Here is a 21,771-nt window from a genome sequence, read left to right on the forward strand (position 1 = left end):
CACCTCTGTCCCATGGTCGGACAGGACGGGAACAGATGCGCGACGTCGCGGACCGGGAGGCTCGCCCATGGGCGGACGCACACCACCTTTCATGGAGGACCGAGTGGCCCTACAAGGGTAAAGGACCGGCAAAGGCGTGCTGTCGGGCCGTGGATCACCCGGTGAGGGGCTTCACCCAGCGCCGCCAGCGTTCCTCCCGCGCATACCCGGCGGCGCCCCATGCATGGTGGGCGGTCTCGTTGCTCTCGAGGACCATCGCGTCCGCGCGACGCCCGCCGAGCCGTACGAACCGCTCCTCCGCGGCGGTCAGCAGCGCGGAGGCGACGCCCCGACGGCGGCGGTCCGGGTGCACCGCCAGCCGGTAGAGATGGCACCGCCAGCCGTCGAAGCCCGCGATCACCGTGCCGACCAGCTCACCACCGCTCTCCGCGAGGATCAGCGCCTCGGGATCGCGGGCGACCAGCCGCTCCACGCCGTCCCGGTCGTCACTGATGCTCGTGCCCTCGGCGGCCACCTTCCAGAAGGCCAGCACGGTGTCGAGATCCTCGGGCGTCGCGGCCCGTGTACGCAGCTCGGTCATGCGGTGATCACAGCACGTGTGCTCCCGCACGGCACGACATTCCACGATCCGGACCACCCGGCCACGTCTCGTCGCGCGGGTCCGACGACGGCTCCGTGCACCGGTCCCCGGGCGCGCCGTACCCCGTGGGTGCAGGTCCCCGATATCGACGCAAGGGGCACGTTCTTCGCGTTCCTCGGCCACGCCGCGGCACTTGCCGTCGCTAGCACTCCGGCGCTAGCTTCGAGACATGGCGAAGACCCAGCTGAACGTGCGCGTGGACGAGGGCACCGCCCGCGCGGCACGGGAACGTGCCCTGGCGCGCGGGATGAGCGTGAACCGCTACATCGAGGAACTGGTCCGGCAGGACACCGGCGAGGCGGGCCGCGCCTTCGTCGAGGCCGCCGCCGACTTCATGAAGCAGTACGAGAGCGTCTTCGCCGAAGAATTCGGCAAGGAACGCGAAGGCACGCGCGAAGGTCGCCGCTGAGCCGTTGAACGACCTGCGCATCGACCTCGCGTGGCTGCTCATGCTCGCCGAGCGGCAGACCCCGGGGGACCCCCAGGTCACCGACTGGGGCGCCCTCGTCGCCGCCGTCGCACGCCACGAGGCCGAGATATTCGACGTCCCCGTCTACGACAGCCCGCACGCCCGCGCCGCCTCGCTGCTCCAGCTGCTGATCCACGTCCCCGCACTGGAGCGCTCCAACGCCCTGTTCGCCTCCGCCGTCGCGTACGCCTATCTCGTCGCCAGCGGTCTGAAGGTCGTCACCTCGCCGGAACAGGTGCGTGATCTGGCCCGCCTGGTCAAGGACGGCGAGGCGACCGTGGACGACATCGCCGCCGAGCTGCGCCGCTGGTGCGAGTGATCAGCTCCCGTCGGCCACCGCGTCGCCCGTCGGCCGCCACGCGGTGCCCATGACGCAGTACGAGGTGGGCAGCGCCGGACCCTTCTCCGGCATCAGCATCCGCCGGTAGGGGCCGAGCTCGAACCCCGCCCGACGCAGCGCGCCGACCGGGTCCCGCGCCACATGACAGCCCCCGGCCAGCGGCGGCCACACCGTGCGGTCCAGCGCCCGCTGGGTGAGGTGCATGACCCGGCCGCCGCCTTGGCCGTGCTCGAAGAACCGCACCTCGCCGCCCGGCCGCAGCACCCGCCGCAGCTCCGCGAGCGCCCGCGGCACGTCCCGGACGCTGCACAGCACCAGCGAGAGCACTGCCGCGTCGAACGCCTCGCTCTTGACCGGCAGCGCCTCCGCCGCACCCGGCACCACGTCCACCGGCACCTGGGCGCGCAGGGCGGCCTCCACGGCCAGCGCCCGCAGCCCACGCTCCGGTTCGATGGCGACGACCTCCGAGACGGTGCCCGGATAGTGCGCGAAGTTCAGACCGTTGCCCGCGCCGACCTCGATCACCCGGCCGGACAGCCCGCCGAGCAGTCCGCGCCGGACCTCGGCCATCCCCGCGCGGGTCTCGGCGGCGACGCTGAACCGGGCGTAGCACCGCGCGAACACCGGATGGTGCACGGCGTCCCGCCGCACCTTCGTGGACCGGCCGGACCGTAGCTGCATGAGGACCTCCCCGGAACGGGCCTACGGCGATTCTCCCCCGAACGGATGATCCACACCCCCGCCCGCCGTCAGGGCGCCTCGCGCACCCGGAACGTCTCCGCGTCCCAGGTCCCCTCGAGCCGGGGCGCCAGCCAGTGCGATGCCGAGGCCCGGAACCCGGCGGGCTCCAGCGTGCCCGCCCCGGCCGGTACGGCGCCCAGCAGCGGGGCACCGGTCACGTCCGGCAGGTCCAGCAGGTTGCACCGCGAGGCCAGGTCCGGCTCGGCGGGCCAGCTGCCGATCACCACACCCGCCAGGTCCAGCCCCCGCCCGCGCAGCTCACGGGCCGTCAGCTCCGTCACGTTCAGGGTGCCGAGCCCGGCCGACGCCACCACCAGCACCGGCGCGGCCAGCAGCGCCGCCGCGTCCGCCAGCGTCCCGCCGGCCGCGTCGAACCGTACGAGCAGCCCGCCCGCGCCCTCCACCAGCACCAGATCGTGCTCCGTGGCCAGCTTGGCGGCCCGCTCCGCGACCTCGTGCGGATGCACCGGCGCCCGGCCGGCCCGGCGGGCCGCCGTGGCAGGCGCCAGCGGATCCGGATACCGGGCCAGTTCGGCCGTCGTCACCGCACCGGCGAGCCGCGCGACCTCCTCGGCGTCCCCGGCCTCCTCCGGCCGCACACCCGTCTGCGCCGCCTTCAGCACCGCCACCGACCGGCCGGCCGCCAGCGCCGTCGCGGCGAGGGCGGCCGTCACCACCGTCTTGCCGACCTCGGTGCCCGTGCCCGTGATCACCATCACCGACATGTCATCCCTCCTCCGCCGCCGCGCACACCGCGCGGGCGATGCGCGCCACGTCCGCGTCACCCGTGACGTACGGCGGCATGGTGTAGATCAGATCGCGGAACGGCCGCAGCCACACACCCTCGCGCACCGCGGCCTCCGTGGCCGTCCGCAGGTCGACGGCGTGATCGAGCTGGACCACCCCGATGGCGCCGAGCACCCGCACGTCCCGCACCCCGGGCAACCCGGCCGCCGGGGCCAGCCCTTCCCGCAGGCCCGCCTCGATCCGCTTGACCTCCGCCCGCCAGTCCTGGCCGAGCAGCAGCCCGACGGAGGCGCAGGCCACGGCCGCCGCCAGCGGATTGCCCATGAACGTCGGCCCGTGCGCCAGCACCGGCACCTCACCGCGCGAGATGCCCTCGGCCACCCGCGCGGTGCACAGCGTCGCCGCCATGGTCAGATAACCACCGGTCAGCGCCTTGCCCACACACATCACATCCGGCGTCACCGCCGCGTGCTCCGCCGCGAACAGGGCGCCCGTGCGCCCGAACCCGGTCGCGATCTCGTCGAACACCAGCAGCACGCCGTGCGCGTCGCACGCCTCGCGCAGCACCCGCAGATACGCGGGGGAGTGGAACCGCATCCCGCCCGCGCCCTGCACCACCGGCTCCACGATCACCGCGGCCAGCTCGCCGGCGTGCCGTTCGACCGCCGACCGCAGGTGTTCCGCGTATTCCTCCTCGTACCCGGCCGGCGGCGCGTCCGCGAAGACCTGGCGCGGCAGCGCGCCGGACCACAGCTCGTGCATCCCGCCCTCGGGGTCGCACACCGACATCGGCTGCCAGGTGTCGCCGTGGTAGCCGCCCCGCCAGGTCAGCAGCCGCCGCTTCTCCGGCCGGCCCAGCGAACGCCAGTACTGCAGACACATCTTCACCGCGACCTCGACCGACACCGACCCGGAGTCGGCGAGGAACACATGCTCCAGACCGTCCGGCGACATGTCGACAAGAAGCTTCGCCAGCCGCACGGCGGGCTCGTGGGTGAGCCCGCCGAACATCACATGGCTCATCCGCTCCAACTGCCCGCGCGCGGCCTCGTTGAGCACCGGGTGGTTGTAGCCGTGGATCGCCGACCACCAGGACGACATCCCGTCGACCAGTTCGCCCGAGCCGTCGGCGAGCCTCAGCCGCACCCCGCTCGCCGACTCCACGACGAGCGGTTCCTGACGGCCCGGCATGGGCCCGTACGGGTGCCAGACATGCCGCCGGTCGAGCTCCAGCAGCTCGGCGACGGACCGCTCAGGCATTGGGCGCGAGGTCCGTTCCGGCTCCCCGGCGGCGCACGGCGACCAGGTCCGTACGGGGCTCCTCGGGCGCACTCCCACAGGGGCCCGCGGCCGCCGGACCGCACGCGCCGCCGCCCTCGTGGGAGCCGCAGCCGCCCCCCGCGCGGTGCTCGGGCAGCGTCACCTCGCCGGTGCCCTCCACCTCGAACCCGGCGTCCGCGATCATCTCCAGGTCCGCCTTGCCGGCCTGGCCCTCGCTGGTGAGGTAGTCGCCGAGGAAGATGGAGTTGGCCAGGTGCAGCGCGAGCGGCTGCATCGTGCGCAGGTGCACCTCACGGCCGCCGGCGATCCGCACCTCGACGTCCGGGCAGACGAACCGCGTCATCGCCAGGATGCGCAGGCACCGCTGCGGGGTGAGGTTCCACTCCTTGGCGAGCGGCGTCCCCTCGAACGGGATCAGGAAGTTGACCGGCACCGAGTCCGGGTCCAGCTCCCGCAGCGAGAGGACCACGTCGACCAGGTCCTCGTCGGACTCGCCCATGCCGGCGATCAGACCCGAGCAGGCCGACAGTCCCGCCGCGTGCGCCTTCCGCACCGTGTCCACCCGGTCGGCGTACGTGTGGGTGGTCGTGATGTCCCCGTACGTCGACTCGGACGTGTTGAGGTTGTGGTTGTAGGCGTCCGCGCCCGCCTCGCGCAGCCGCTCCGCCTGGCCGTCGGAGAGCAGACCGAGACAGGCGCACACCTCGACGCCCTCGTTCTGCTCCTTGATGGCCTTGATGGTGTCGGAGACCCGGTCCACGTCACGGTCGGTGGGACCCCGGCCGCTGGCCACCAGGCACACCCGTTTGGCGCCGCCCGCGAGACCGGCGGCCGCCGCCTGCGACGCCTGGTCCGGCTTGAGCCAGGTGTACTTCAGGATGTCGGCCCTGGAGCCGAGCCGCTGGGAACAGTAGGAGCAGTCCTCCGGGCACAGGCCGGACTTGAGGTTGACGAGATAGTTGAGTTTCACCCGTCGGCCGAACCAGTGCCGCCGCACCTTCCCGGCCGCGGCCACCACATCGAGCAGGTCGTCGTCGGAGGTGGCCAGCACGGCCAGAGCTTCCTCGCGGGTCGGCGTCTCACGCCGAAGCCCCTTGTCCACCAGCGTGTTCAGCAGGTTCATGAGAGCCGATCCTGTCCTACCCGACCCGCCCGGGCCAAGGAGGGTTCGTACAACAGGGGCACTTCGAGGTGTGGGTATCGCCACACAGTGGCCCGTCCGGCCTCCCGCTAGTGTCTGTGCACTGCCTACAAAAACCCCGGAGGACCCATGGCGTTCGGCTGGATCGACGAGCAGGCGGAACTGCGCCGCCGGGCCGGACTCGTACGCACCCTGCGTCCCCGGGCCGCCGACACGCCGCTGCTCGATCTGGCGAGCAACGACTACCTGGGCCTGGCCCGGCATCCGGAGGTCACCGAGGGTGCCGCGCGGGCCGCGCGGACCTGGGGCGGCGGGTCGACCGGTTCCCGGCTCGTCACCGGCACCACCGGGCTCCACACCGAACTGGAACGCGAACTGGCCGCCTTCTGCGGCTTCGAGGCGGCCCTGGTCTTCTCCTCCGGCTACGCGGCCAACCTCGCCGCCGTCACCGTGCTGGCCCCGCACGGCTCCAGGATCGTCTCCGACGCGGGCAACCACGCCTCGCTGATCGACGGCTGCCGGCTCGCCCGCGGTACCACGCAGGTCGTGGCGCACTCCGATCCCGACGCCGTGCGCAAGGCGCTGGACGGGCACGACGGGCCCGCGGTCGCGGTGTCCGACACGGTGTTCTCGGTGGACGGCGACGCCGCTCCGCTCACCGGGCTCGCCGAGGCGTGCCGGGAGCACGGCGCGGGTCTGGTGCTCGACGACGCGCACGGTCTCGGTGTGCTCGGCGACGGCGGACGCGGGGCCCCGCACACGGCGGGACTGGCGGGCGCCGACGACGTCGTCGTGACGGTGACGCTGTCCAAGTCGCTCGGCAGTCAGGGCGGAGCGGTGCTCGGCCCGGCCCGGGTGATCGAACACCTGGTCAACGCGGCCCGGACGTTCATCTTCGACACGGGACTCGCCCCCGCCGCGGCGGGGGCGGCCCTGGCGGCCCTGCGGCTGCTGCGCCGTGAGCCGGGGCGCGCGGCACGGGCGGGCGAGGTGGCGCGGGAACTGCACTCCCGGCTGACGGCCGCGGGTCTGGAAGCGGTGCGTCCGGACGCCGCGGTCGTCTCCGTGCGCGCCCCTTCCCCGGAGCAGGCCGTGCGATGGGCGGCCGACTGCCGGGCGGCCGGTCTGTCCGTGGGCTGCTTCCGTCCTCCTTCCGTGCCCGACGGTGTCTCACGGCTCAGACTGACCGCCCGCGCGGACCTGTCCGGGGCGGAGATCGAACGCGCTGTACGGGTGATCGGCGAGACGCGGCCATGAGTCGGCGGGACACGGCCGTGCGTCGCCCGACGACGGACCGACCGGCCGGGTCGTCAGCCGACCGCGGTCACGAACTCCGTCCAGCTGACGGGGGAGAAGAGCAGCACGGGCCCGTCCGGGGCCTTGGAGTCGCGCACGGCGAGCAGTCCGGCCAGGGGGCCGGCGGCCGGCCGGGCCGTCTCCACGCAGTTGTTCGCCCCCGTGCTGTAGCTGCTGCGCAGCCACCTCACATCGCGCAGTGCGAGGTCGGAAGGGATGGTCCGAGGCGGTACGGGCATCGTGCCTCCTTACACGCCGGCGGCTGTGCCGGCGATGAAATCCAACGAGTCCTCGGGTGAAAGGGCGTGGATCGAGAGGGCGTCGAAGGCCTCCGAGTACACCCGGAGGTCTTCTTTCCGCTCCAGGTGGAGGCTACTCGTCAAGTGGTCGAGAACCACCACGTCCAGATCAGAAGTGCGCGAAAATGAAAAGATTACGAAAGGACCGGTCATGCCGATGTGCGCGCCGGCGCTGAACGGCAGGACCTGCAACCGCACCTGGGGCAGCCGGGCCGCCTCGACCAGCCGGTTGAGCTGGCGGGTCATCACACCGGGACCGCCGACCTCCCGGCGCAGCACCGCCTCGTCCAGGACCGCGCTGAGCTCCAGCGGCGGCGTCGCCCGCAGCACGTCCTGCCGGGCCAGCCGCACCTCCACCAGCGTGTCCAGCCGCTCCTCCGGCGCGTCCTCCAGGGCCGCCTCCGTCACGGCGCGCGCGTACTCCGGTGTCTGCAGCAGCCCCGGGATCACCGTGGTCTCCAGGGTGCGCATCGCGCTCGCCTGCGACTCCAGGCTGATGAAGTCCCGGTAGGTCGGCGGCAGTACGCCCCGGTAGGCGTGCCACCAGTGGTGCCGTCCGTCGCCGTCACCGGAGCCCGACAGCACCAGCAGCAGCTCCCGCAGCTGCGGGTCGGCCACGCCGTAGACGTCGAGCAGTAACCGCACGTCGGCCGGTTTCACCCCGCTCGTACCCGTCTCGATCCGGCTCACCTTCGACTGGTGCCAGCCCGCGAGGCGGGCCGCCTCACCGCTGGTGAGTCCCGCCGAGGTGCGCAGCGCGCGCAGTTCGGCGCCCAGTTTCCGGCGGCGCACCGCGGGACCGTGCTGCATGGACTTCTCCTTACTCCTTCCGGGTCGCCCGGATACGGTCTCCCGTCGCAGAGTTCACCGTTTTGAGCGACAGATATATGCACATCTTGGTGGATCGCCGTCCTGCGCCGTGCGGGGATGGCAGTCTGGCGACGAAGCACCAGTGCGGGACCGTACTCGAACCATCCGCTCCGTGTCGGACTGCGGTCCCGTGGGAAAGGGGCGACGTCGCCATGGCAGACCATCTGGAAGCATCCGTCACTCTGCCGAGCGATCCCGCCTCGGTCTCGGCCGCCCGTGCCCATGTGGTGGGCGCGCTGGAGGAATGGGGCATGCCGGCGGACGCGGAACTGTGCGACACCGTCCGGCTGATCGTCTCCGAACTCGCCACCAACGCGGTGCAGCACACGTTCGGGCAGTCGCCCACGTTCACCGTGGACGTCGTCCTGGTCCGTGACGAGCGGGTGCACATCGGTGTCACGGACAGCCACCCGCGGTTCCCCAAGCGGCTGCCCGCGGCGGTCCAGCAGGACAACGGCCGCGGGCTGGTCATCATCCGCTGGCTGACCGCGGAGTGTGGCGGCAGGCTCAGAATCCGCCCCACGCGCGAGGGTGGCAAGACCGTTTCGGTCGAACTCCCGTGGGCCGTCCGGGCCGCCGAGGCGGTCACGGCGGCGGGACAGCAGGAGCAGTAACCGGGCGGCGGTGCCCCGGGGCACCGCCGCCCGCCGCGGTCACCTCACCCGGCCGTACGAGACGCTGCGGGTCCAGATCTTCTGCAGGCGCACCACGTCCCCGGTCTTCGGGGCGTGCCAGATCTTGCCCTTACCCGCGTAGATGCCGACGTGGTAGACGTAGCCGCCCGAATGGAAGAACACCAGGTCTCCCGCCCTGCGGTTCCCGGCGGAGATGTGGCGCGTCTTGTTGTACTGCTGGGCGGCGGTGCGCGGCAGCTTCTTGCCCGCCTTCTTGAACGAGTACAGCGTCAGACCCGAGCAGTCGAACCTGTACGGTCCCGTGGCGCCCCACTTGTAGGGCGAGCCCTTCTTGGAGGCGGCGATGTTCAGCGCCTTGGTGGCCAGGCCCGCGGCGGCCGCCTCCGAGGCGGCGCCGGGGACCACGATCGAGCCGCCCACGGCGGCCAGGGTGAGGGCCGAGGCCGTGCCGGCCCGGGCGATGAGAGACGGGACACGATTGAGCGCAGTCATGCGCAACCCTTCGTCAGCCGCCTGTGAAGGATGACCTGTCGGATTCGGGCTGGCGAAGTGGCCCGGCCGCACATGTGCGGCTTCACCCCAAGGACTGCTCGGAACTGACGTCCCGGCGGCCCGTCGTGCCTGGGTCCTCCACTCCTGCCGATCCACTCCTGTCGACCGGTCATCCGGGCGGCGGCAGGACTCGGCGTCCGCCCGGATCGCCCCGCCGCGGCGGCGGGGTCTTGTCGTCAGTCAGGGATCTTGGCTCATGGCGCGATCGAAATCCCAACGGAACGTGGGGTTTGTGTTGTTACTCACCAATCACCCGTTCGGGTGGACGCCTCCGTGTTCGGGTCCTCGCCGAGGGCCGGGGGAGTCGCGGACCAGGGGTGGAGAGCACCGTTCCGTCCGTGCGGTACGCGCGCTGCGCAACTTCGGGCGCCCGAAAACAGCAGGTTCGTCTACGCCGGACGGGGGTACGCCGTTTGGTCCGTTTCAACCCCGGCCGGAGCGTACCGCCGGCCGGGGTCCGCGGGGGTCAACTGCCGGGGGCCGGCGGCAGTGTGACCCTGGCCGTGCGCCGTTCGCCGTCCAGCACGCGCAGGGCCCGGGCCAGCGTGCCGGAGTGCAGTTCGCTCTCGCCGCGCCGGTGCATCAGGGTCAGTGCGTCGCGCAGCGCGACGGCTTTGCCGACCAGCGCCTGAGCCGCGCGCAGTCCGCGGTAGGTGTCACCGCCCAGGGCCGGGTTGACCCGGCCGAGCAGGTCGACGGCCTCGAGGTAACGGTCGATCAACTCGGCCTCCGCGCGGGTCAGCGCGGGCAGCGGCGGCAGCTCCGGTGGCAGCATCCGCGGCTCACCTCGCGCCGGAGGCGGGGGACAGGCTCCTGCGGCCGGGCACGATCCGGTCCGCCAGGCCGTACTCCACCGCCGCCTGCGCGTCGAGGACCTTGTCCCGCTCGATGTCCGCCCGGACCTGCTCCGCGGTGCGGCCCGTGTGCCGGACCAGGATCTCCTCCATCCGCGACCGGATACGGGTCAACTCCTCGGCCCGGATCGCCAGATCGCTGGTCTGTCCCTCGACCGGCTCCGGGAGGGAGGGCTGGCGGAGCACCAGACGGGAACCGGGCAGCAGCAGCCGCTTGCCCGGGGTGCCGGCGGCCAGCAGCAGCGCGGCGGCACCCTCCGCCTGGCCCAGACAGATCGTCTGCACGTCGCAGGAGACGTAGCGCAGCGTGTCGTAGATCGCCGACATGGCGTGGAAGGAGCCGCCGGGGGAGTTGACGTAGAGCGAGATGTCCTGGTCGGGGGAGTGGTGCTCCAGGTACATGAACTGCGCCATCACGTCGTTCGCGGAGGTCTCGTCGACCTCTGTCCCGAGGATGACGATCCGCTCCTCGAGCAGCTTCGAGTAGGGGTCCGTCGTCCGGTTCCCCGATGCCGTGCGTTCGGTGAACTCGGGCAGGACGTGGCGGGCGGACGGTCGGGTCATGGGAGCCCCTCCTGTCTGGTTGTCTCTGTAAAAAATGTACAGGACGTACCTGACGTTATGATGGGTTCATGGCCTACGAGATTCCGGTTACCCAAGCCAGGGCTGAGCTCGCCGACCTCATCAACCGCGTGGTGTACGGCGGTGAGCGTGTCGTCGTGACCCGGCACGGAAAGCCCCTCGTCGCCCTCGTGTCCGCCGATGACCTGCGACGACTCGAAGAACTCAAGGAGGCGCCGGAGCCCGCCGAGGAGCAGGTGATCAGCACGGTGGCCGGCGTCCGCGAGGTCGCGTCCGCTCCCCGCGAACGGCAGCGCTTCGGCATCGCGGCGGAGCACCGGGGGACGGCCGGCTCGTAAGCCCGCACGGCGGAACCGTGCACCCCCGCCGTAGCGGACGGGGGTGCACGGTTCCGCCGTGCGGCCCGGGACCGGCCGTCGAGCGGCCCGCGGTCAGCCGACGGGGACGGGTTCGCGCTCGGACGCGGACCGCGCGCTCCCCGTACGCTCCTTCAGCGCGCCGCCGACCAGTACGGCGCCCAGGCCCAGCGCGGCCCACCAGGTCAGCGTCAGGGCGGATCCGGCCGCCCCCGCGCCGTCGAAGAAGGACACCGAGCGCAGCAGTGACACACTCGCCCCCGGCGGCAGCCATTGGCCGATCGCCCCGGCCGGCTCGGGCAGCATCTCCGGCGCCGAGGACGCCCCCGAGAAGGGGTTGCCGAGCAGCATGATCACAAAGCCGCCGAGCGCGATGCCCGCCTGTCCGATCAGCGCCGCGAGTCCGGCGACCGCCGTACCCATGGCCAGCGCGGCCAGCGCGAACGTACCGGCCACCGCCCACCAGTTCCCCGGAACGGCGTCCAGCCAGCTGTGCGCCAGTGCCGCGGCCACCATGCCGACCAGGGTGGCGGAACCGGCCAGCGCGGCCACCGCGCGGGCGCCGCGCAGCCCCAGCAGCGTCACCGCGACACCGGCGCCGATCCCGGCCAGGGCCAGTGGCAGCACGCTCGTGTTCAGGACCGCGCCGCGCGGATCCCCCTCGGCGGCGGGCACCACGTCCACGGTGGTGACCCGGCTGCCGGAGGCGGCGGCCTGCTGGGCCACCGCCTGCTGCAGCAGCTGGGCCACGGCCGGGCTCGCGGCGGACGCGGTGAGCAGTTTCGGTCCCTGCCCGGTGACGACGACCGCGCCGTACACCTCGCGGTCCTCGACCGCTTCCCGGGCGGCGGCCTCGTCGGCGTAGTGGTGGAGGTCGAAGGCGCCCTTCCGGTGCTCCAGCCGCTGTTCCACCGGTGCGGTCGCGGCGGTGGGGCCGGCCACACCGAGCGGCAGGTCGTGGGGTGCCGTACGGGCCGCGGGCCAGGCGAAGGCCCAGAGCGCCAGCGCCACCAGGGCGGGGATCAGCAGCGTCACGGCGACGACGCGACGGCGCGGTGACAGTGTCGAGAGGGACATGAGGGCTCCGGCGATCTGAAAGAAGGATCGTTCGTTTTAGGTGCACCGCCACCGTCCCGCTCCGCCCGCTCCTTGTCAAGAAGGAATGTTCGTTTTAGATTGCGGTCATGGCCCGCGTATCCCAGGAACACCTCGACGCCCGCCGCCGCCAGATCCTCGACGGCGCCGCGTCCTGCTTCGCCCGCAACGGCTTCCACGCCACCTCGATGCAGGACGTGCTCAAGGAGGCGGACCTCTCCGCGGGCGCCGTCTACCGGTACTTCCGGGGAAAGGACGAGCTGATCGCCGCGATCGTGACCGATGTGCTCGACACGGTGCGCGGCATCCTCGAACAGGCCGCCCAGGAGAGTCCGCCGCCCACCCCGGACGTGCTCGTCCCGAGGTCCCTGGCCCGGATGAGGGAGGAGCGGCCGGCCGCTCTGGACGACGGCGAGTGGATGTTCCCGCGGCTGATGATCCAGGTGTGGACGGAGACCACGCGCAGTCCCGAGCTGGCGGCCGTGCTGACCGAGGGGTACGACAACGTCCGCAGGGCCTGGGGGAGGGTCGTCGAGGGCTACCAGGACGCTGGCCTGTTGTCCGCCGACGCCGACACCGACGCTGTGGCGCGGGCGATGATCGCGCTGGTGCAGGGGTTCGCCACTCAGATGGCGCTCTTCGGGGGGATTTCCGAGCGGACGCTGGGGGAGGGGCTGCGGGCGCTGATGGCTGTGGGGCCTGTCCGGGCGGACACCTGACGAGTGGTCGCCCCCGCCGCCCGTTTCCATTCCCCGCCCCCCGGGGGCTGCGACCCCGGACCCCCCTTCGGCCTGAACGGCCTCGTCCTCAAACGCCGGACGGGCTGAGAACCCGGCCTCGCCCTACCAGCCCGACGGGCTGAGGGGCGTGTCCGATTGACGGAGTGTCAATATCCGGTTATCGGATTGGCAAAGAACGGTGGCGAACCCTGTTCTCGGCTGCCTCACAGCGGAGAGGATCCCCCCTGCCCATCGCAACGACGTACGGGGAGGCTCCACTTGAGGGACAGCAGACCGAAGAGGCGGGCGGCGGCGCTCGGTTCGGCCGGAGTGTTCGTCACGGCGACACTCATAGCCGGCGCCGTCGCGGCGCCCACGGCGAGCGCGACGGCGGACACCCACCACGGCAAGGACCGCGAGGCCAGGGGCGTGGCGATCGCCGCCGCCCGGGCCGCGGAGACCGGCATCGACTGGCAGGACTGCCCCGCCGACTGGAACCTGGCCAAGCCGATCCAGTGCGGCTGGGTCTCGGTACCGGTGGACTACGCCGAGCCGTACGGCAAGCAGATCAAGCTCGCCGTCGACCGCATCGGCAACACCGGCACCGAGGGCGAACGCCAGGGCGCGCTCCTGTACAACCCGGGCGGTCCCGGCGGTTCCGGTCTGCGCTTCCCGGCCCGGGTCACCGCCAAGAACCCGGTCTGGGCCAACACGGCCGAGGCGTACGACTTCGTGGGCTTCGACCCGCGCGGCGTCGGCAAGTCCGCGCCCGTCTCCTGCGTCGACCCGCAGGAGTTCGTCAAGGCGCCCAAGATGGACCCGGTGCCCCGCTCCGAGGCCGACAAGCGGGCCCAGCGCAAGCTCGCCCGCGAGTACGCCGAGGGCTGTCACGAGCGCAGCGGCGAGATGCTGCCGCACATGACCACGCCGAACACCGCGCGCGACCTCGACGTCATCCGCGCCGCCCTCGGTGAGCGGAAGCTCAACTTCCTCGGCGTCTCCTACGGCACCTACCTCGGCGCCGTCTACGCCACCCTCTTCCCGGGCCACGTCCGCCGCATGGTCGTCGACAGCGTCGTCAACCCCTCCCGCGAGAAGATCTGGTACCAGGCCAACCTGGACCAGGACGTCGCCTTCGAGGGCCGCTGGAAGGACTGGCAGGACTGGGTCGCGAAGAACGACGCGACCTACCACCTCGGAGACACCCGCGCCGAGGTCCAGGAGCAGTGGCTCGAACTGCGCGCCACCGCCGAGAAGAGCCCCCTCGGCGGCGTCGTCGGCCCGGCCGAGCTGATCTCCTTCTTCCAGAGCGCCCCGTACTACGACTCCGCGTGGGCGCCCACGGCGGCCGTCTTCAGCCAGTACGTCGCCGGCGACACCCAGGCGCTCGTCGACGCGGCCTCCCCCGACCTCTCCGACACGGCGGGCAACGCGGCCTCGGAGAACGGCAACGCCGTCTACACGGCCGTGGAGTGCACCGACGCCAAGTGGCCCACCAATTGGCGCGAGTGGGACCGCGACAACACCCGGCTGCACCGGGACCACCCCTTCATGACCTGGGCCAACGCCTGGATGAACCTGCCCTGCGCCACCTGGCCGGTCAAGCAGCGGACGCCCGTGGACGTCAAGTCCGGCAAGGGACTGCCGCCGGTGCTGATCGTCCAGTCAGAGCGCGACGCGGCCACCCCGTACGAGGGCGCCGTCGAACTGCACCAGCGGCTCAAGGGCTCCCGCCTCATCACCGAGCGGGACGCCGGATCCCACGGCGTCACCGGCCTGGTCAACTCCTGCGTCAACGACCGGGTGGACACCTACCTGCTCACCGGCGAGCTGGACCGCTCCGACGTGACCTGCGCACCGCACGCCACACCGAAGCCGTAACACCCACGCCGTACGACACGAGGGGCGGCCGGAACGCTCCGGCCGCCCCTCACCCCTATGCGCGCAAGGCTCAGCGCAGCGGCATGCGCGGGAAGCGGCGCCTGTCCTCCGCCCTGCGCTCGGCTTCCTCCGCCTTGGCGACGGCCGCGTACTGGTCGACGTACTCCTGCTCGGACAGGGTGAGGATGGCGTACATGAGTTCGTCGGTGGCGGCGCGCAGGACCGCCTTCTCGTTCTCCATCCCCGCGTAGCGCGAGAAGTCCAGTGGCTTGCCGAAACGGATCACCACCGGGTGGATCCGGGGGATCTTCCTGCCGGGCGGCTGGGCCTCGAACGTGCCGATCATCGCGCAGGGGACCACCGGGACGCCCGCCTTGAGGGCCATCACCGCGACGCCGACCTTGCCCTTGTAGAGGCGGCCGTCGTGCGAGCGCGTGCCCTCCGGGTAGATGCCGAGCAGTTCCCCCTTCCTCAGCACCCCGAGGCCCTCCCGGATGGCGGCCTGCCCGGCCTCCTTCCCGGAGCGGTCGACGGGGATCTGTCCCGCGCTGCGGAAGAAGAACGCCGTCAGCCGGCCCTTGAGGCCGGGGCCGGTGAAGTACTCGGCCTTGGCGAGGAAGGTGATGCGCCGTTTGAGCACGGCCGGCATCAGGAAGTGGTCCGAGAACGACAGGTGGTTCCCCGCGACGATGGCGGCGCCGGACGACGGCACATGCTCCAGACCCTCTATTCGCGGCCGGAAGACCAGACGCAGCAGCGGACCCAGCAGCACGTACTTGAGCAGGTAGTAGAACAAGGACACGCTCCTCGACTCCGGCGGACGGGCGGTGCCGCCGCATCCCGGCAGGCCATCCGGCACGTCGTGGAGGGCCAGTCTAGGCGCGGGCGGTGCGGCCCGGCACCAGGTTCGACGCGACCGGAGGGCACCCCGCCGGACGGCCCGCCGAGTAGGCTCGGACGCATGCGGATCTCCGTCTCCTCCGACATGGACGAACCCGTGGCCCGCGCCCTCCTCGCCGAACTCCGCGAGCGCGGCCACGAGGTACGCGCGCACGGCGCCCTGAACCCCGGGGACGACTCGCAGTGGGCCGTCTGCTCCGAGGCGGCGGCCCGTGAGGTCGCCGTCGGCACCGCCGACCAGGCGGTGGTGTGCTGCTGGACCGGCACCGGCGCCTCGATCGCCGCGAACAAGGTGCCCGGCGTCCGGGCAGCCCTGTGCACGGACGCCTACACGGCGGACGGCGCGCGCCGCTGGAACGACGCCAACGTGCTGGCGATCGGCCTGCGGCTGACGTCCGGGCCGCTGCTGACGGAGATCCTCGACGCCTGGTTCGCCGGCGCGCCCAGCGACGACCCGGAGGACCGGCGCAACGTGGAACACACCGTACGCCTCGACCGGGAGCGCACCGGCGCCTGACCCGTACCCGCCTACAGCCGTACGACGACCGGCGCCGTGTCGTCGGTGGCGCCGCCCGGCGGCAGCGGCTCCAGCGGCACGATGTCCGCGAGCGTCGCGGGATCCCGCGTCCGGTGCCGGCGCAGGGCCTCGGCGAGCCGCAGCAGCCCCGTGCCGATGTCCTCCCGGCGTCGTTCGGTCAGCCCGTCGGTGCAGAGCACCAGGGTCGCCCCCGATTCGAACCCGGTCGCCGCCTCCGGCCGGGGCGTCGAGCGGCGGGTCGGTGGCCCGGTCGGGGAACTCCACGCGTCCGTCGCGATGGAGCAGCACGGGCGGCGGACGGCCGGCGCCGCTGTAGGTGACGGGGTGCCGGTCGAAGTCGATGAAGGCCGTCACCGCGGTCGCGGACTCGGCGCCGTCCACCACATGGGCGTAGCGGCCCACCACGGCCTCGCGGGGACGCCCGGTCCCGCCGACGAACGCCTAGTCGACGTCCGCGTACACCAGGTCCGGGGTCAGCGGCGCCACCACGCGGGACAGGGCCTGGTGGACCGCCGCGTGGTCGATCGACGCCTCCGCCATGGGCCCTCGCCTCATTCCGGCGGCGCGGTCAGTGACTGCTCCGCCCAGATGATCTTCCCGTCGGGAACGAACCGGGTGCCCCACCGCTGGGCGAGCTGCGAGACCAGCAGCAGCCCGCGCCCGCCCTCGTCCATCGCGCGGGGATGCCGCAGATGGGGTGCGGTGGCGCCGCCGTCGAACACCTCGCACACCAGCGCCCGCTCGTGGATCAGCCGCAGCCGCACGGGGCCGCCGGCGTGCCGTATGGCGTTGGTGACCAGTTCGCTGACGACCAGCTCCGTGGTGAAGACCAGGTCGTCCAGGCCCCAGCGGGCCAGCTGCCGGGTGCTGGTCCTGCGGGCCTCGGCCACGACCGCCGGGTCCGCCGGCAGGTCCCAGACCGCGATCCGTCCGGGGGCGAGACGTTTGGTACGGGCCATCAGCAGGGCCACGTCGTCGTACGGCCGGGCCGGGACCAGCATGTCCAGCACCGCGCGGCAGCTCGGTTCGAGCGCGGTCGCGGCGCCCCGCAGCGCCTGCCGCAGCCGTTCGCGGTCCGTCCCGTCGGACGAGGGCCCCCCACCGGCCAGCAGACCGTCGGTGTGCAGGGCGAGCGTGCTCCCCTCGGCCAGGTCCAGCTCCACCGCCTCGAACGGCGGGCCGCCCACACCGAGCGCCGGTCCCTGCGGGAGGTCGACGAAGGTGACCGTGCCGTCGGGTGCCACCACGGCGGGCGCGGGATGGCCGGCGGCCGCCATCGTGCACCGCCCGGTCACCGGGTCGTAGACGACGTACAGGCAGCCGGACCCGACGGACCGGCCGGGGAATTCCTCGGACTCCCCGTCGCCCTCGTCCCGCGCCAGCCGGGACGCCAGGTCGTCCAGATGGGCGAGCACCTCCTCGGGCGGCAGGTCGATCGCGGCCAGCGTCCGTACGGCGGTGCGCAGCCGCCCCATGGCCGCGGCGGCGTCGATGCCGTGCCCCGGCACCTCGCCGACGACCAGGGCGACCCGGGCGCCGGACAGCGGGATCAGGTCGTACCAGTCGCCGCCCAGCCCGGTCAGCTCGTCCGCCGGGCGGTAGCAGGCGGACACCTCCACGGCGTCCTGCGCGGGCAGCCGGCGGGGCAGCAGACTGCGCTGCAGGACCAGCGCGGCGTCCCGCTCGCGGGTGTAGCGCCGGGCGTTGTCCACGCAGACGGCGGCGCGGGAGACGAGGTCCTCGGCCAGATGGAGGTCGTCCTCGTCGAAAGGATCGTGCCGGCGGCGGAAGAACGCGGTGATGCCCAGGGTGACGCCCCGGGCCCGGACCGGGACGATCATCGCGCTCCGCAGGCCGAGCTCCAGGAAGGTGGACTCCCGGCCGCCCGGCGGCGTGGCCCACGCCAGGGCGAGCGGGTCGAGCCGTTCCTGAAGCCAGGCCCGGCCCGTGGTCAGACAGCGCACCGGCGGAGAATCCGCCAGGTACGACAGCACCGTCCCGGTCTCCATGGCCGCCCGCGGCAGGTCCTCGTACACCGACCGTTGGCCCGCCCGGCACAGCGGCACCCGGTCGGAACCGGTGGACGGGCCCGGCTGGACCTCGGCGCCGCGCAGCACTGGCTCCAGCAGGTCCACGGCGATGTAGTCCGCGAGATCGGGCACGGCCACGTCCGCCAGTTCCTGCGCGGTGCGCAGGATGTCCAGGGTGCGGCCGATGTGCTCGCCGGCCCGGTCGAGCAGGGCGAGGCGCTGACGGGCGCGGTGCCGCTCGGTGACGTCCACGACGGTGTAGTACACGCCCATCGGGCGGCCCCGGTCGTCGTCGAGGCGGGTGAACGACAGCATGTGGACGGTCTCGCGCAGCGGCGCCGAGCGGGCGCGGCCGACATGCTCGTAGTCGATCACCTGTTCGCCGGTGTCCAGTACGTGCCGCATCCGCTCCTCGACGGCCTCGGCGTCCAGCCCCGGCTGGACGTCCGCGAACCGCAGCCCCAGGCGCTGCCAGGCCGGCCCGCCGCCGAACTGTTCGAGCGCGGCGTTGGACCACACGAAGCGCAGCTCCGTGTCCACGATCGCGATGCCGATCGACGTACCGGCGACCATCTGCTCCAGCACGGCGCGGCTCATGTCCCAGCCGGGCGAGCCGGCCAGCTCCGACAGCAGGACCAGCAGCGACGAACGGCCCCCCGGCCCCACGGTCGGCGTGATCCGCACCATCACCGCGACCGGCCGCCCGTCCCGGTGCCGGGCCGTCAGCAACCCCGCCCAGTCGCCGTCCGAGCGGCACCGCTCGACCAGGTCCGGCACCCGCTCGGCGTCCTCGGGGGCCAGCAGCTCGGCGAACTTGCGGCCCACGGCCTCGGAGGCGCGGTACCCCAGCAGCCGCTCGGCACCGCCGGTCCAGCTCGACACCATGCCGTGCGGATCGAGCAACAGGGGAACGGCGTCGGCCACATCGAACCCCTGCCGGGCAACGTCCTGCTCCTTGTGTCCGCCCACGGCCGACCTCTCTGTCGCTGAGAGTGGTCTACCCCCTCTTGTCCCCATCTTCACCCTTCGGGCGGGATGAGGGCTCCCTGGGATACGCCGTCCCCCGCCGGGTCCCCGGCGGGGGACGGCGGGGGCTCAGGCCCGCCGGGCCAGGACCTTCTCCACGGTGTGCAGGGCGCTCTGCAGCTCCTCCGCCGTGACGGTCAGCGGCGGGGCCAGGCGGATGGTGGAACCATGGGTGTCCTTGACCAGGATGCCCTCCCGCATCAGGCGTTCGCTGACCTTGCGGCCGGTGCCGAGCGCCGGGTCGACGTCCACGCCCGCCCACAGACCGCGGGAGCGGAACCCGACCACGCCCTTGCCGACGAGCGACTCCAGGCCCTCGCGCAGGATGCCGCCCAGTTCCGCCGCCCGGCGCTGGAACTCGCCCGTCTCCAGCAGCTCCACCACGGCCGTACCGACCGCCGCGGCCAGCGGATTGCCGCCGAAGGTCGACCCGTGCTCACCCGGATGGAGCACCTGGAGCACCTCCCGCCGGGCCACCACCGCCGACACCGGGACGATGCCGCCGCCCAGCGCCTTGCCGAGCAGCACGACGTCCGGGACGACCGACTCGTGCTCCACGGCGAGCGTGCGGCCGGTGCGGCCGAGGCCCGACTGGATCTCGTCCGCGACGAACAGGCACCCCGCGCGGCGCGTCAGCTCCCGCACCCCGGCGAGATAGCCGTCGTCCGGGACGATCACACCCGCCTCGCCCTGGACCGGCTCGATCAGCACCGCCGCCGTCGTCTCGTCGACCGCCGCCTCCAGCGCCGCGAGATCGTTGTACGGCACCACGCGGAAGCCCGGGGTGAACGGCCCGAACCCGCTCCGCGCGACCTCGTCCGTGGAGAAGCCCACGATCGTCGTCGTACGGCCGTGGAAGTTGTCCGCCGCCACCACGATCGTCGCCCGGTCCGCCGGGACGCCCTTCACGTCGTAGGCCCACTTGCGGGCCACCTTGATCCCGCTCTCCACCGCCTCCGCGCCGGTGTTCATGGGCAGCACCATGTCGAGACCGGTCAGCGCGGCCAGCCGCTCCGCGAACTCCGCGAGCCGGTCGTTGTGGAACGCGCGCGAGGTCAGCGTGAGCCGGTCGAGCTGGCGGTGCGCCGCCTCGATCAGCGCCGGATGCCGGTGGCCGAAGTTGAGCGCCGAGTAGCCGGCCAGCATGTCGAGGTACCGCCGGCCCTCCACGTCCTCCACCCACGCGCCCTCCGCGCGGGCGACGACCACGGGCAGCGGATGGTAGTTGTGCGCGAGGACCGGCTCCTCCGCGCCGATCAGCTCGGCGGACGTACGCGCGGGGACGACAGCAGTCATGAGCGGATCTCCTGTGTGCAGCACTTGATGCCCCCGCCCGCCTTGTGGAACTCGGACAGGTCGACGGGGACGGGAACGTAGCCGCGGTCGGCGAGCCGGGCGGCGAGGGCCGTGGCCCCCGGGGAGACGAACACATGGCGCCCGTCGGAGACGGAGTTCAGCCCGAAGGCCATCGCGTCCTCACGGGTCGCGAGCACCGCGTCCGGATACAGCCGGGCGAGCACCTCACGGCTGCCCGGCGAGAACGCCTCCGGGTAGTACGCGACGTTCTCCTCGTCCAGCACGAACAGCGCCGTGTCCAGGTGGTAGAAGTACGGATCCACCAGCGTCAGGCCGATCACCGGCACCCCGAAGAACTCCTGCACCTCGCGGTGGGCCTCGGGAGCGGTGCGGAAGCCGGTGCCGGCGAGGATCCAGCGCCCGGCGGGCACCAGGTCGCCCTCGCCCTCGCACACCGACCCGGGAAGGCGCACCTCGTACCCCTCGGCCTTGAACCAGGCCTCGTACGGCACGGACTCCGGGCGCCGCTCGGGCGCCAGGAACAGGGAGCCGAAGACGCGGCCCTCCACGACGACCGCCGCGTTCGCGGCGAACACCATGTCGGGCAGGGCGGGCTCGGGCTTCACGCTCTCCACGGTATGGCCGTGGTCACGGTAGGTGTCGACCAGCGTCCGCCACTGGCGCCTGGCCAGGGCGACGTCGACGGGACGGTCGGGATGCATCCAGGGATTGATCGCGTACCGGACGGCGAAGTGTCTGGGTTCGCAGACGAGGTAGCGCCGCCGGGACGCCACACGGAAGTCGGGCACAGAGGGGTTCCTCCGCTTCCACGCGGTCTCGACAGGGGGTGAGACCACGGTAGGAAGCGGGGATACGGGCGACAAGGAACAAGAGCTGCGTGTTCACGCAGGAACACTGCGCGGTTCCACCGTTCAGCGCACGTCTGGTGCGCCGTCCGGGGCCGGCTGACTCACTCCTGCCTCAGGACTGTCCGGCAGCAGATGGGACAGCACCATCACACTGATCGTCTTCCGGATGAACGGCTCCTGGCGGATCCGCTCCAGCACCTCCTCGAAGTGCTCCACGTTCCGCGCCCGCACGTGCAGCAGCGCGTCCGCGCCGCCGGTCACCGTCATCGCCGCGGCGATCTCCGGATGGTTGCGCACCACCTCCGCCAGCCGACGGGGCGGCGCCGCCCCCTCGCAGTACACCTCGACGTACGCCTCGGTGCGCCAGCCCAGCGCCGACGGCCGCACCGTCGCCGTGAACCCGGTGATCACCCCGGACTCGCGCAGCCGGTCCACCCGGCGCTTGACCGCCGTCGACGACAGCCCGACGGCCGCGCCGATCTCGGCGAAGGACGTCCTGGCGTTCGCCATCAGCGCGGTGACGATCTTCCGGTCGAGTTCGTCGAACGACGCGGGCCTGCTGTTCATGCGGGCACTGTATCCAGCGCGAACGCCCACGTCCGGGGCATGTCCAG

Annotated in this window: 24 protein-coding genes, 1 pseudogene and 1 riboswitch; of the genes and pseudogenes, 8 read left to right on the forward strand and 17 right to left on the reverse strand. The window is 72.5% G+C overall.

All coding sequences use genetic code 11. The features are described from left to right. Positions 1–154 precede the first annotated feature (154 nt). Positions 155–580 (reverse strand): GNAT family N-acetyltransferase, encoded by a 426-nt coding sequence (locus tag ACIA6T_RS19720; protein ID WP_399447762.1) that lies wholly within the window; start codon positions 578–580, stop codon positions 155–157. A 229-nt stretch (positions 581–809) separates the two neighbouring features. Between ACIA6T_RS19720 and ACIA6T_RS19725 the strand changes: the two genes are divergently transcribed. Then, positions 810–1,049 (forward strand): toxin-antitoxin system HicB family antitoxin, encoded by a 240-nt coding sequence (locus ACIA6T_RS19725; RefSeq protein ID WP_344561835.1) that lies wholly within the window; start codon positions 810–812, stop codon positions 1,047–1,049. Positions 1,050–1,053: 4 nt separating this feature from the next. Beyond that, the gene (locus ACIA6T_RS19730; RefSeq protein ID WP_073934849.1) at positions 1,054–1,428 is read left to right on the forward strand and encodes a fic family toxin-antitoxin system, toxin component; all 375 of its coding nucleotides are present in this window, start codon (positions 1,054–1,056) and stop codon (positions 1,426–1,428) included. Here the strand turns inward: ACIA6T_RS19730 and ACIA6T_RS19735 are convergent, their stop codons facing one another. The 4 genes from ACIA6T_RS19735 to bioB form a co-directional block, all read right to left on the reverse strand. Beyond that, a complete protein-coding gene (locus tag ACIA6T_RS19735; RefSeq protein ID WP_399447763.1) occupies positions 1,429–2,130 on the reverse strand; it encodes a class I SAM-dependent methyltransferase in 702 nt (233 codons plus the stop codon). A 68-nt stretch (positions 2,131–2,198) separates the two neighbouring features. Continuing rightward, positions 2,199–2,915 carry a dethiobiotin synthase gene (bioD, locus tag ACIA6T_RS19740; RefSeq protein WP_399447764.1) on the reverse strand — a complete coding sequence of 239 codons (717 nt, stop codon included), beginning with the start codon at positions 2,913–2,915 and terminating at the stop codon, positions 2,199–2,201. A 1-nt stretch (position 2,916) separates the two neighbouring features. Continuing rightward, positions 2,917–4,197: an adenosylmethionine--8-amino-7-oxononanoate transaminase gene (locus ACIA6T_RS19745; protein ID WP_399447765.1), complete on the reverse strand. Its 1,281-nt coding sequence runs from the start codon at positions 4,195–4,197 to the stop codon at positions 2,917–2,919. Next, positions 4,190–5,341 (reverse strand): biotin synthase BioB, encoded by a 1,152-nt coding sequence (gene bioB, locus ACIA6T_RS19750; RefSeq protein WP_399447766.1) that lies wholly within the window; start codon positions 5,339–5,341, stop codon positions 4,190–4,192. Before bioB ends, ACIA6T_RS19745 begins: the two co-directional genes overlap by 8 nt. Before the next feature lie 147 nt (positions 5,342–5,488). Between bioB and ACIA6T_RS19755 the strand changes: the two genes are divergently transcribed. Then, entirely contained in the window at positions 5,489–6,616 is a 1,128-nt protein-coding gene (locus tag ACIA6T_RS19755) for an 8-amino-7-oxononanoate synthase (RefSeq protein WP_399447767.1), read from the forward strand. Between the two features lie 53 nt (positions 6,617–6,669). On the opposite strand, the gene ACIA6T_RS19760 is transcribed toward ACIA6T_RS19755, so the two are convergent. After that, positions 6,670–6,894: a DUF397 domain-containing protein gene (locus tag ACIA6T_RS19760; RefSeq protein ID WP_399447768.1), complete on the reverse strand. Its 225-nt coding sequence runs from the start codon at positions 6,892–6,894 to the stop codon at positions 6,670–6,672. 9 nt (positions 6,895–6,903) lie between these two features. Next, positions 6,904–7,764, reverse strand: a complete 861-nt coding sequence (locus tag ACIA6T_RS19765) for a helix-turn-helix domain-containing protein (protein WP_399447769.1) — start codon at positions 7,762–7,764, stop codon at positions 6,904–6,906. 212 nt (positions 7,765–7,976) lie between these two features. On the opposite strand from ACIA6T_RS19765, the gene ACIA6T_RS19770 reads away from it, so the two are divergent. Next, the gene (locus tag ACIA6T_RS19770) at positions 7,977–8,438 is read left to right on the forward strand and encodes an ATP-binding protein (RefSeq protein WP_399447770.1); all 462 of its coding nucleotides are present in this window, start codon (positions 7,977–7,979) and stop codon (positions 8,436–8,438) included. Positions 8,439–8,477: 39 nt separating this feature from the next. Here ACIA6T_RS19770 and ACIA6T_RS19775 read toward each other — a convergent pair whose 3' ends face one another. From ACIA6T_RS19775 to ACIA6T_RS19785, 3 genes are all read right to left on the reverse strand, one after another. Continuing rightward, complete coding sequence (locus ACIA6T_RS19775; RefSeq protein ID WP_399447771.1) at positions 8,478–8,951, reverse strand: C40 family peptidase; 474 nt, start codon at positions 8,949–8,951, stop codon at positions 8,478–8,480. A gap of 3 nt (positions 8,952–8,954) precedes the next feature. Continuing rightward, a riboswitch (cyclic di-AMP (ydaO/yuaA leader) is annotated at positions 8,955–9,157 on the reverse strand. Positions 9,158–9,477: 320 nt separating this feature from the next. Beyond that, positions 9,478–9,786, reverse strand: coding sequence for a hypothetical protein (locus ACIA6T_RS19780; RefSeq protein ID WP_030865466.1), 309 nt, complete (start codon positions 9,784–9,786; stop codon positions 9,478–9,480). A gap of 7 nt (positions 9,787–9,793) precedes the next feature. Then, positions 9,794–10,429, reverse strand: coding sequence for an ATP-dependent Clp protease proteolytic subunit (locus ACIA6T_RS19785; RefSeq protein ID WP_399447772.1), 636 nt, complete (start codon positions 10,427–10,429; stop codon positions 9,794–9,796). A 68-nt stretch (positions 10,430–10,497) separates the two neighbouring features. Between ACIA6T_RS19785 and ACIA6T_RS19790 the strand changes: the two genes are divergently transcribed. Next, on the forward strand, positions 10,498–10,785 hold the full coding sequence (locus ACIA6T_RS19790) for a type II toxin-antitoxin system Phd/YefM family antitoxin (protein WP_399447773.1): 288 nt from the start codon (positions 10,498–10,500) through the stop codon (positions 10,783–10,785). Positions 10,786–10,878: 93 nt separating this feature from the next. Here the strand turns inward: ACIA6T_RS19790 and ACIA6T_RS19795 are convergent, their stop codons facing one another. Continuing rightward, positions 10,879–11,880, reverse strand: coding sequence for an ABC transporter permease (locus ACIA6T_RS19795; protein WP_399447774.1), 1,002 nt, complete (start codon positions 11,878–11,880; stop codon positions 10,879–10,881). 107 nt (positions 11,881–11,987) lie between these two features. Between ACIA6T_RS19795 and ACIA6T_RS19800 the strand changes: the two genes are divergently transcribed. Next, positions 11,988–12,617, forward strand: coding sequence for a TetR/AcrR family transcriptional regulator (locus tag ACIA6T_RS19800; protein ID WP_399447775.1), 630 nt, complete (start codon positions 11,988–11,990; stop codon positions 12,615–12,617). A 279-nt stretch (positions 12,618–12,896) separates the two neighbouring features. After that, positions 12,897–14,498, forward strand: a complete 1,602-nt coding sequence (locus ACIA6T_RS19805) for an alpha/beta hydrolase (protein WP_399447776.1) — start codon at positions 12,897–12,899, stop codon at positions 14,496–14,498. Positions 14,499–14,568: 70 nt separating this feature from the next. Here the strand turns inward: ACIA6T_RS19805 and ACIA6T_RS19810 are convergent, their stop codons facing one another. Next, positions 14,569–15,294, reverse strand: coding sequence for a lysophospholipid acyltransferase family protein (locus tag ACIA6T_RS19810; RefSeq protein ID WP_399447777.1), 726 nt, complete (start codon positions 15,292–15,294; stop codon positions 14,569–14,571). 165 nt (positions 15,295–15,459) lie between these two features. On the opposite strand from ACIA6T_RS19810, the gene ACIA6T_RS19815 reads away from it, so the two are divergent. Continuing rightward, a complete protein-coding gene (locus ACIA6T_RS19815; protein WP_399447778.1) occupies positions 15,460–15,915 on the forward strand; it encodes an RpiB/LacA/LacB family sugar-phosphate isomerase in 456 nt (151 codons plus the stop codon). Between the two features lie 11 nt (positions 15,916–15,926). Here ACIA6T_RS19815 and ACIA6T_RS19820 read toward each other — a convergent pair. The 5 genes and pseudogenes from ACIA6T_RS19820 to ACIA6T_RS19840 all read right to left on the reverse strand — a co-directional run. Then, positions 15,927–16,341, reverse strand: a pseudogene (locus ACIA6T_RS19820) (PP2C family protein-serine/threonine phosphatase); the annotation flags it as partial. Between the two features lie 146 nt (positions 16,342–16,487). Continuing rightward, complete coding sequence (locus ACIA6T_RS19825) at positions 16,488–18,935, reverse strand: SpoIIE family protein phosphatase (RefSeq protein WP_399447779.1); 2,448 nt, start codon at positions 18,933–18,935, stop codon at positions 16,488–16,490. 126 nt (positions 18,936–19,061) lie between these two features. Further along, positions 19,062–20,288, reverse strand: a complete 1,227-nt coding sequence (gene rocD, locus ACIA6T_RS19830; protein WP_399447780.1) for an ornithine--oxo-acid transaminase — start codon at positions 20,286–20,288, stop codon at positions 19,062–19,064. Further along, complete coding sequence (gene ddaH, locus ACIA6T_RS19835; RefSeq protein ID WP_399447781.1) at positions 20,285–21,097, reverse strand: dimethylargininase; 813 nt, start codon at positions 21,095–21,097, stop codon at positions 20,285–20,287. The genes rocD and ddaH overlap by 4 nt, the downstream gene beginning before the upstream one ends. A gap of 123 nt (positions 21,098–21,220) precedes the next feature. Continuing rightward, positions 21,221–21,724 (reverse strand): Lrp/AsnC family transcriptional regulator, encoded by a 504-nt coding sequence (locus tag ACIA6T_RS19840; RefSeq protein WP_399447782.1) that lies wholly within the window; start codon positions 21,722–21,724, stop codon positions 21,221–21,223. Positions 21,725–21,771: the final 47 nt, after the last annotated feature.

Origin of the sequence: Streptomyces sp. NPDC051740, from assembly GCF_044453165.1 — a bacterium.
Lineage (GTDB): Bacteria > Actinomycetota > Actinomycetes > Streptomycetales > Streptomycetaceae > Streptomyces > Streptomyces atrovirens.